This is a genomic window from Luteimicrobium sp. NPDC057192, assembly GCF_042670205.1.
Taxonomy (GTDB): domain Bacteria; phylum Actinomycetota; class Actinomycetes; order Actinomycetales; family Cellulomonadaceae; genus Luteimicrobium.
The window spans coordinates 1-9076 of sequence record NZ_JBHUWD010000063.1; the positions used below are offsets into that span (position 1 = coordinate 1).

General features: G+C 75.5%; 9 protein-coding genes. 5 read left to right on the plus strand and 4 right to left on the minus strand.

Going from position 1 to position 9076, the window contains the following annotated elements; translation table 11 throughout:
* Positions 1-137 precede the first annotated feature (137 nt).
* The 3 genes from ACFT5B_RS19235 to ACFT5B_RS19245 form a co-directional block, all read right to left on the minus strand.
* On the minus strand, positions 138-386 hold the full coding sequence (locus ACFT5B_RS19235; protein ID WP_386800796.1) for an acyl carrier protein: 249 nt from the start codon (positions 384-386) through the stop codon (positions 138-140).
* Positions 387-511: 125 nt separating this feature from the next.
* Complete coding sequence (locus ACFT5B_RS19240) at positions 512-1465, minus strand: ACP S-malonyltransferase (protein ID WP_386800797.1); 954 nt, start codon at positions 1463-1465, stop codon at positions 512-514.
* A 99-nt stretch (positions 1466-1564) separates the two neighbouring features.
* Positions 1565-2752, minus strand: coding sequence for a PucR family transcriptional regulator (locus ACFT5B_RS19245; protein WP_386800798.1), 1188 nt, complete (start codon positions 2750-2752; stop codon positions 1565-1567).
* A 135-nt stretch (positions 2753-2887) separates the two neighbouring features.
* Between ACFT5B_RS19245 and ACFT5B_RS19250 the strand changes: the two genes are divergently transcribed.
* The gene (locus ACFT5B_RS19250; protein WP_386800799.1) at positions 2888-3577 is read left to right on the plus strand and encodes a hypothetical protein; all 690 of its coding nucleotides are present in this window, start codon (positions 2888-2890) and stop codon (positions 3575-3577) included.
* 36 nt (positions 3578-3613) lie between these two features.
* Here ACFT5B_RS19250 and ACFT5B_RS19255 read toward each other — a convergent pair whose 3' ends face one another.
* The gene (locus ACFT5B_RS19255) at positions 3614-4798 is read right to left on the minus strand and encodes an ROK family protein (protein WP_386800800.1); all 1185 of its coding nucleotides are present in this window, start codon (positions 4796-4798) and stop codon (positions 3614-3616) included.
* Positions 4799-4934: 136 nt separating this feature from the next.
* On the opposite strand from ACFT5B_RS19255, the gene ACFT5B_RS19260 reads away from it, so the two are divergent.
* The 4 genes from ACFT5B_RS19260 to ACFT5B_RS19275 are packed head-to-tail and all read left to right on the plus strand — an operon-like array spanning position 4935 to position 8987.
* The gene (locus tag ACFT5B_RS19260) at positions 4935-5714 is read left to right on the plus strand and encodes a sugar phosphate isomerase/epimerase family protein (RefSeq protein ID WP_386800801.1); all 780 of its coding nucleotides are present in this window, start codon (positions 4935-4937) and stop codon (positions 5712-5714) included.
* On the plus strand, positions 5711-6817 hold the full coding sequence (locus ACFT5B_RS19265; RefSeq protein WP_386800802.1) for a Gfo/Idh/MocA family protein: 1107 nt from the start codon (positions 5711-5713) through the stop codon (positions 6815-6817). The genes ACFT5B_RS19260 and ACFT5B_RS19265 overlap by 4 nt, the downstream gene beginning before the upstream one ends.
* Positions 6814-7959 (plus strand): Gfo/Idh/MocA family protein, encoded by a 1146-nt coding sequence (locus ACFT5B_RS19270; RefSeq protein WP_386800803.1) that lies wholly within the window; start codon positions 6814-6816, stop codon positions 7957-7959. Before ACFT5B_RS19265 ends, ACFT5B_RS19270 begins: the two co-directional genes overlap by 4 nt.
* Positions 7956-8987: a sugar phosphate isomerase/epimerase family protein gene (locus tag ACFT5B_RS19275; protein WP_386800804.1), complete on the plus strand. Its 1032-nt coding sequence runs from the start codon at positions 7956-7958 to the stop codon at positions 8985-8987. Before ACFT5B_RS19270 ends, ACFT5B_RS19275 begins: the two co-directional genes overlap by 4 nt.
* The last annotated feature ends 89 nt before the right edge of the window (positions 8988-9076 follow it).

Genomic DNA, 9076 nt, shown 5'->3' on the forward strand with positions numbered 1-9076 from the left:
GGGGGCGGCCCCTTCGCGGGGGGGGGGGGGTGTTGGGGGGGGCGGGGGGGCGGGGGGGGCGCGCGGGGGGGGGGGGGGCCCCCCCCCCCCCCCCCCCCCCACGGGGGTGGGGCTGGTGCGCCCCGAGGTGCTTCGCGTCAGGCCTGGGCCTTCGCGATGTACGAGACGGCGTCGCCGACGGTGGACAGGTTCTTGACGTCCTCGTCGGGGATGCGGACGTCGAACTTGTCCTCGGCGTGCGTGATGATCGTCATCATCGACAGGGAGTCGATGTCGAGGTCGTCGGTGAACGACGCGCCCGGGACCACGGCGGAGGCCGGCTGACCGGACTCCTCGGCGACGATCTCGGCGAGGCCGGCGAGGACTTCCTCTTCGGTGTAGGCCATCGTGTGCTTCTCCTTGTGTTGTGCGGTCGGTGACGGCCCGGTGTGGGGGCCGGCAGGTCCGACCGGTCCACGGGTCGGGTGGCCGGTCCTGCTGGGGGTGGCGGTGCTACCTGCCGCCGGGGCGGTCAGGCGCCGCGGCTCGTGCCTGCGCCGGCGTGGCGGGCGACGAACGCGCGGGCGGCGTCGACGTCGTCGGCGGACTTCACCGCGAACGCCTCCACCCCCGGCAGGGTACGCCGTGCCAGGCCCGTGAGGACACCGCCGGGCGCGAGCTCGAGGAGGCCGGTGACGCCGCGCTCGGCGAGCGTGGCCTGGCACAGGTCCCAGCGGACGGGGTTCGCGACCTGCCGGACGAGTCGTGCGAGCGCGTCGGCCCGGTCGGTGACGACGGCGCCGTCGGCGTTCGAGAGCAGCGCGACCTGCGGCGCGTCGGTGGCGTCGCCGGCCGGGAGCGCGTCGACCGCAGCCTGGAGCTCGGCGACCGCCGGGCGCATGGTCTCGGTGTGGAACGCGCCCGCGACCTGGAGCGGGATCACGCGCGCCCGGGTGGGCGGCTCGGCGGCGAGGGCCGCGAGGGCGTCGAGCGAGCCGGCCGCGACGACCTGGCCGCCGCCGTTGACGTTGGCGCCCACGAGGCCGAGCTCGTCGAGCCGTGCGGTCACGTCCTCGGGCTGGCCGCCGAGGACCGCGCTCATGCCGGTCGGCTCCGCGGCGGCGGCCCGGGCCATCGCGGCGCCGCGGACGCCGACGAGGCGGATCGCCTGCTCGGGGGACAGCACACCGGCGAGCGCGGTCGCGGCGAACTCGCCGACCGAGTGGCCCGCCGTGACGTCGACGGCGGCCACGTCGTCGCCAAGGATCGCGTGCGCGGACAGCAGGGACGCCCCGACGATGAGCGGCTGGGCGACCGCGGTGTCGCGGATCGTGTCGGCGTCCGAGGTCGTGCCGTGGGCGACGAGGTCCACGCCCGCGAGCTCGGACCAGGTGCCGAGGAGTTCGTTCAGTCCGGGCAGCTCGAGCCAGGGGCCGAGCATTCCGGGGGTCTGGGAGCCCTGTCCAGGGCAGACGACGGCGAGCACCTCACCACTGTGCCCCCCCGGCGCCCCGGACGGGCGTCGCGACGCGCACGAACCTTGAGAAAGGCTCTTGTGGCAAACCTACAAGTCGAGCGGCCGGGCTCAACGCCCGCGGCGCGTCGCCTCGACCTGGCCGAGCGCGAGCGCGACCTGCAGGACGAACGACTCGCGGGCGTCGAGCGGGTCCCAGCCCGTGATCTCCGAGACCTTGCGCAGGCGGTAGCGCACGGTGTTGGGGTGGACGTAGAGGGTGCGGGCGGCGGCCTCGAGCGACCGCCCCGTGCCGAGGTACGCGGACAGCGTCTCCAGGACGGACCCGCCGGCCTCCTGCAACGGCCGGTACGCCTGGGCGACCAGCGTGCGGCGGGCGCTCGCGTCGCCGGTCAGGACGCGCTCGGGCAGCAGGTCGTCGGCCAGGACGGGCCGGGGCGCCTGGGGCCACGCGGGCGCGGCCGCGAGCCCGGCGAGCGCGGCCTGCGCCGAGCGCCCCGCCTCGTCGACGCCGTCCACCACGGGCCCGATCACGACGGGGCCGTCCCCGAAGCGCGAGACGAGCGCGGCCGCGGCGGTGACCAGGCCGTCCCGGTCGCCCTCGCGGCCGCCCAGCACGACGACGAGGCGGTCCCCGTGGATCCCGACCAGGGCGTCGCCGGCGGCCCGGCGGGCCACCCGCCGCAGCTCGGTGGTGCTGACCTCGTCGAGCGGGACCACGGCCGGCCCGACCATGACGAGCACCGCGCCCTGCCCGTTCCAACCGAGGGCGGACAGGCGCGAGCGCAGCGACCGGTCGCCGGCGTCGCCGTCGCCCCGCAGGAGCGCGTCGACGACGAGGGCCTCGAGCCGGGCGTCCCACGCGCCGCGGACCTCCGCGGCCCGGGCGTAGACCTCGGCCGCGGAGAACGCGACCTCGCGCGAGTAGCGCAGCACGGCCTCGCGCAGGTCGCGCTCGGTGCCCGGGATCGCGAGCTGGTCGGAGTACTGCTCGACGACCTCCACGCCGATCCGCACGAGCTGCAGCGTGTGCTGCAGGGAGATGGAGCGCGCGAGCTCCGGGGGAGCGCCGGCGAAGATCTCGTTCGCGCCGTGCGGCGGGCGGTCCGGCGCGGCGAACCACTGCGTGAACGCGGTGATGGCCGACTGGGCGAGCAGCCCGACCCACGACCGCTCCTGCGCGGACAGCCCGCGATACCACTCGAGCTCGGACTCCATGCGCCGCAGGGTGGCGCCCGTCAGGAGTCCGCTGGCGTCCTTGACGCGCTGCAGGTTGTCGGGGTTCCCGGTCGTCGGCACGGGTAGAGCATACGGACGCGATTGTGGGTGGTCCACAAAGGTGCGCCGCCCGTGGCCGGGGGTGACGCGACGCCGTGCCTTCAGGTCCGGGCCGAGACCGGGTCATGCACCGTTCAAGAGGTTAGGGTCGAGGGTATGGCCCTCATGCCCCGACTGCGACAGCTCCTGCGGCGGTCCGGCTCCGCCTCGACCGTCGGCACGCGGCGCCCCACGCCGTCGCGCCGACGGGGAGACACGGTCCACGAGGACGCGCTGCGCGCCGTGCTGTCCGAGAACCCCAACGACGAGCGCGCCTTCCAGGCGCTCGCCGAGATCGTGCGGCGGCACGCCTCGCAGGCGCACACCGACGAAGACCCGCTCGCGGCGGAGTCCGACGTCCCGACGCGGCGCCGCGAGGCCGACCTCGCCGAGTGGTCGCTCGCGGAGGAGCTGGCCGGCAACCCCAAGGCCTGGTACCCCCTCCTCGAGCTCGCCCGGCTGTCGATCGGCGACGACCACGAGGGCACGCTGCGGCGTCTGTCGACCGCGGCCGAGCGCGACCCGTCGGGCCAGGCGCTCGCGAACGGGCTCGAGCTGCTGCGCGAGGCGGGGATGCCCGTCGACGCCCTCGGGCTCGGCGTCGGGCACTGGCGGCCGCGCGAGCACGTCGCGGAGGCGGGGCGGCAGGTCGTCCTGGCCGCGCTCGACGCCGAGCGCCCGCTCGAGGCGCGGCTCCAGCTCGACGCGCTGGTGGCGTCGACCCCGCACAAGGCCGAGGTCCGGGCGTTCGCCGGGGACCTCGACAGCCGTATCGAGCAGTCGCGCCAGCGGATGGCCGGCGCCTGACGCTCCCGGGCCGGCCGGTCGCACCGCGCCGCCGGCTCAGTCCTCGGCGGGCCCGTCGAGCAGGTGCTGGCTCACCATGACCGCGGCGCCGAGCACGCCGCCGGTCTCGCCGGACGTCGCGGGCACGATGGTGAGGTCGCGGGTCGCGAGCGCCGTCGAGCGGCCGTAGACGGTCTCGCGCACGCCCGCGAGCAGGTGCTCGCCGGCTCGTGCCAGCGTCCCCCCGACGACGATCACGCCGGGGTTGAGCAGGTTCACGACGGTCGCGAGCACCGCGCCGAGGTCGCGCCCGGCCTGCCGCAGCGCCTGCACCGCGGCGGGCTCCTCGCGCAGCGCGAGCTCGACGACGTCGTCGGCGTCGGCGGCGTTCACGCCCTGCGCGCGCAGCGCCCGGGCGACGGCGGGGCCGCTCGCGAGGGCCTCGAGGTCGTCGTCGGCGTCGCCGTGGGGCGGGGCGTCCCGCGTGAACGGCACGCGCACGTGCCCGAGGTCGCCGGCCGAGCCCTGGGCGCCGCGCTGGAGCCGCCCGCCGGCGACGATCCCCGCACCGATCCCGGTGGCGACCTTGACGAAGAGCAGGTCGTCCGTGGTGGACCAGGCGGACGTGTGCTCGCCGAGCGCGAGCAGGTTGACGTCGTTGTCCACGAGCACGAGGGAGACGCCGAGCGCGTCGCGCAGCAGGGCCGGGACGTCGAAGCCGTCCCACCCGGGCATGATCGGCGGGCGGACCGGGCGGCCGGTCGAGTGCTCGACCGGGCCCGGGAGGCCGACTCCCGCACCGACGACGTCGCCCCACGGGCGGCCCGAGCTCTCGACGAGCTCGCGCGCAAGCTCGCTCACGCGAGCGAGGACGGCCTGCGGGCCGTCCGCGACGGCGAGCCGTTCGGCGCGGGTGTCGCGGACGGTCCCGGCGAGGTCCGTGAGGCCCACGACGGCGTGCGTGGCGCCGAGGTCGATGCCGAGGAGGAGGCGTGCGTCGGCGCGGAAGGCGAGCAGACCGGGCGGGCGGCCGCCCCGCGACGCCGCGCCGCCCGCGCTGACGACGAGGCCGTCGGCGACGAGCGTCTCGAGCCGTGCCGTGAGCGTGGTGCGGGCGAGGCCTGTGCGCTCGGCGAGCTGGGCGCGGGTGAGCGGCCCGGCGGAGCGGAGGACGCCGAGGAGCGTCCTCGCCTCGGGCGCGACGAGCGGTCGTGCGCTGTCCTGGCCGGTCACGCGGCACATTCAACCACGGTCCGCGAGTTCTGACGCATTCATAGGTACTTTTGATTGACGACGGACAGAAGTGGGTGCTGGAATGGCTGCACGACCATCGGTCGGCTCGCACGAACCCCACTCGACGAAGAGGACGAAGCCTCCCGTGAACCAGCAGGCACAGCAGTCACGACCGACCGGCGAAGGCAGCCACCCGCTGCTCTCGGTCCAGCTCTACACGGTGCGCGAGGCCCTCGCCGCCGACCTCCCCGGCACCCTGGCGCGGCTCGCGGAGCTCGGTCTCGAGCAGGTCGAGCCGTTCGGCATCCTGACCTTCGACGGTCTGGCCGACGGCCTGGCCGCCGCCGGGCTCGCCGCCCCCACCGCCCACCAGGGCTTCCTCGGCGACGACCCCCGCGCCGCGTTCGAGCGCGCCCGCGAGCTCGGCGTGAGCACGATCATCGACCCCTTCACGCAGCCGGAGCGCTGGCAGGACGCCGGCGAGGTCCGCCGCATCGCCGACCAGCTCGCCTCGGCCTCCGAGGTCGCGGCCGAGTACGGCCTGCGCGTCGGCTACCACAACCACGCGCACGAGGTCGCGAGCGTCCTCGAGGGCCAGACCGCCCTCGAGCTCCTCGCCGCGAACCTGCCCGACGCCGTCGCCCTCGAGGTCGACACCTACTGGGTGGCCGTCGGCGGCGCGGACCCCGTCGCGCTGCTCGAGCGCCTCGGCGACCGCGTCGTCGCGCTGCACGTCAAGGACGGCCCCGGCACCGAGGACACCCTCGACCAGGTCGCCGTGGGCCAGGGCAGCCTGCCCGTCCGCGACATCATCGCGGCCCGACCCGACGCGCTCCGCGTCGTCGAGCTCGACGACTCCCGCGGCGACCGGTTCCAGGCCGTCGCCGACTCGATCGCCTACCTCACGTCCGAGGGCCTCGCATGAGCCGCACCGGCCGCGTCGGCGTCGGCGTCATCGGCGCCGGCGTCATCAGCAACGAGTACCTCGGCAACCTGACCGCGTTCCCCGACCTCGACGTGCGCTTCGTCGCGGACCTCGACACCGAACGCGCCCGCACCCAGGCGGAGAAGCACGGCGTCCCGGCGTCGGGCACGGTCGCCGAGCTCCTCGCCGACGACGACGTCGAGATCGTCGTGAACCTCACCATCCCCGCGGTGCACGTGGACGTCGCGCTGCAGGCGCTCGCGGCCGGCAAGCACGTGTGGAGCGAGAAGCCGTTCGCGCTCGACCGCTCGAGCGGGCGTCAGCTCCTCGACGCCGCGCACGACGCGGGCCTGCGGGTCGCGACCGCGCCCGACACCTTCCTCGGGGCCGGGATCCAGTCGGCGCGGCGGCTCGTCGAGTCGGGGGAGATCGGGGACCCGCTCACGGCGCTCACGCTCATGCAGAGCCCGGGGCCCGAGTCGTGGCACCCGAACCCCGACTTCCTGTTCCAGGAGGGCGCGGGCCCGCTGTTCGACATCGGCCCGTACTACCTGACCGCGCTGGTCCAGCTCTTCGGTCCCGTCGCGAGCGTCAGCGCCCAGGCGTCCCAGGCGTCGGCGCGCCGCACGATCGGCTCCGGCCCCCGCGCCGGCGAGCAGTTCGACGTCACCGTCCCGACCCACGTCGGCGCCCTCTTCCAGTTCGAGAGCGGCCGCAGCGCCCAGTCGATCTTCAGCTTCGACAGCAAGCTCGGCCGCACCAGCTTCGAGGTCGCCGGGTCGACCGGGACGCTCGTCGTCCCCGACCCCAACACGTTCGACGGCGAGCTCGTCGTCCACGACGGCGGCACCGAGACCCGGAAGCTCCCGGCGACGGGCGTGACCCGGTCCCGGGGGATCGGCGTCGTCGAGCTCGCGCGCGCCGTCCGCGCCGGCGTCCCCGAGCGGGCCAGCGGCGAGCAGGCGTTCCACGTGCTCGACGTCATGGTCTCGACCATCGAGGCGGCGTCGTCCGGGACGGTCGTCGAGGTCACGAGCACCGTCGACCTCGCGCCCGCGCTCCCCGAGGACTGGGACCCGACGGCCCGGACCCTCGAGGCATGAGCCCGCTCGAACCGGTCCAGGCTCCCGTCCCGGGCGCGGACGAGCGCCTCGGCGTGGCCGTCGTCGGCGGCGGGTTCATGGCGACCGTGCACTCCCGGGCCGCGCGCGCGGCCCGGGCGCGGCTCGTCGGGATCGCCTCCTCGAGCCCGGAGCGCGCCGCCGACGCGGCGACGCGCCTCGGGTTCGAGCGGTCGTACGCGTCGCTCGACGAGCTGCTCGTGGACGACGCCGTCGACGTCGTCCACGTGACCACGCCCAACGCGCTGCACGCCTCCCAGGCGGAGGCGGCGCTCGCGGCCGGCAAGCACGTCGTCTGCGAGAAGCCGCTCGCGACCACGCCCGACGACGCCGCACGCCTCGCCGCCCTCGTCGCGCCCGGCGGGGCGGCCGCCGGCCGGACCGCGACCGTGCCGTTCGTCTACCGCTACCACCCGATGGTGCGCGAGGCGCGCGCCCGCGTGCGGTCCGGCGAGGCCGGCACCGTGCTCACGTGGCACGGGTCGTACCTGCAGGACTGGCTGCTCAGCTCCGCCGACGACGACTGGCGCGTCGACCCGGCGACCGGCGGGCGCTCGCGGGCGTTCGCCGACATCGGCTCGCACCTCGTGGACCTGCTCGAGTTCGTCACGGGCGACCGGGTGAGCCGGGTCGCGGCGTCGCGGCGCACGTTCGTCGCCGACCGGGCCGAGCACCGCGGGGTCACGACCGAGGACGCCGTGGCCGTGACCCTGGAGACCGTGGGCGGCGCCATCGGCACGCTGCTGGTCTCGCAGGTCGCGCCCGGCCGCAAGAACCGGCTGCACCTCGAGATCGCGGGCACGGGGGAGTCGCTCGCGTTCGACCAGGAGCAGCCCGAGACGCTGTGGGTCGGGCGACGGGCGGGCACGCTCGTCGTCCCGCGGGACGCCGACCAGCTCGCGCCCGACGCCGCGCGGCTCGTCACCACGCCTGCGGGGCACCCGCAGGGCTACCAGGACGCGTTCGACGGCTTCGTCGCCGACACCTACGCGGCCGTGCGCGGCGCCGACCCGGACGGCCTGCCCCGTTTCGCCGACGGCCTGCGCGCCTCGCGCGTCACCGAGGCCGTCATGGACGCCGCCGACGCCGGCACCTGGATCGCCGTATCTGGAGGAGAACGATGAGCCACCCTCAGTCCCTTCCCGCCACCCACCCGGTCACCCTGTTCACCGGCCAGTGGGCCGACCTGCCGTTCGAGGAGGTCGCGCGGCTCGCCTCGGAGTGGGGCTACGACGGCCTCGAGATCGCGGCGTCGGGCGACCACCTCGACCTCGAGCGGGCCGACGTCGACGACGCGTACGTGGCCTCGCGCCGCGAGATCCTCGACCGGTACGGGCTGCGGGTCTTCGCGATCTCCAACCACCTCACCGGCCAGGCCGTGTGCGACGACCCGATCGACTTCCGCCACGAGGCGATCGTCCGGCCGTCCACGTGGGGCGACGGCGACCCCGAGGGCGTGCGGCAGCGCGCCGCCGAGGACATGAAGCGGTCCGCGCGCGTGGCGCGCAAGCTCGGCGTGGACGTCGTCGTCGGGTTCACCGGGTCGAAGATCTGGCCGTACGTCGCGCAGTTCCCGCCCGTGCCCACGTCCGTCATCGACGCCGGGTACGAGGACTTCGCGACCCGCTGGAACCCGATCCTCGACGTGTTCGACGGCGAGGGCGTGCGGTTCGCGCACGAGGTGCACCCGTCCGAGATCGCCTACGACTACTGGTCGAGCGTGCGGACGCTCGAGGCGATCGACCACCGCGAGGCGTTCGGGTTCAACTGGGACCCGTCGCACATGATGTGGCAGCAGATCGACCCCGTCGGCTTCATCGTCGAGTTCGCGGACCGGATCTACCACGTGGACTGCAAGGACACCCGCCTGCGTCCGACGAACGGCCGGGCCGGCGTCCTCGGCTCGCACCTGCCGTGGGGCGACCCGCGGCGCGGCTGGGACTTCGTGTCCACCGGCCACGGCGACGTGCCGTGGGAGGACGCCTTCCGCGCGCTCGAGGCCATCGGGTACACCGGGCCCATCTCGGTCGAGTGGGAGGACGCCGGGATGGACCGCCTGCACGGCGCCGCCCAGGCCGTCGGGTTCGTGCGGTCGCTGCTGTGGCCGCAGCCGACCGCGTCGTTCGACGCCGCGTTCTCGAACCAGGGCTGACACTCTCCGCCACCCCCTGGTGCCGAACACGGGATCGCCGCCCCGGCCCGGGCCCCGCCGGGCGGCCGTCCCCGTGTGGGGGGGCGGAG

Coding starts and splice junctions, on each gene's coding strand:
- ACFT5B_RS19255 (WP_386800800.1), bottom strand. CDS start 4,798: ATGTGCCGCGTGACCGGCCAGGACAGCGCACGACCGCTCGTCGCGCCC.
- ACFT5B_RS19250 (WP_386800799.1), top strand. CDS start 2,888: ATGGCCCTCATGCCCCGACTGCGACAGCTCCTGCGGCGGTCCGGCTCC.
- ACFT5B_RS19265 (WP_386800802.1), top strand. CDS start 5,711: ATGAGCCGCACCGGCCGCGTCGGCGTCGGCGTCATCGGCGCCGGCGTC.
- ACFT5B_RS19275 (WP_386800804.1), top strand. CDS start 7,956: ATGAGCCACCCTCAGTCCCTTCCCGCCACCCACCCGGTCACCCTGTTC.
- ACFT5B_RS19270 (WP_386800803.1), top strand. CDS start 6,814: ATGAGCCCGCTCGAACCGGTCCAGGCTCCCGTCCCGGGCGCGGACGAG.
- ACFT5B_RS19235 (WP_386800796.1), bottom strand. CDS start 386: ATGGCCTACACCGAAGAGGAAGTCCTCGCCGGCCTCGCCGAGATCGTC.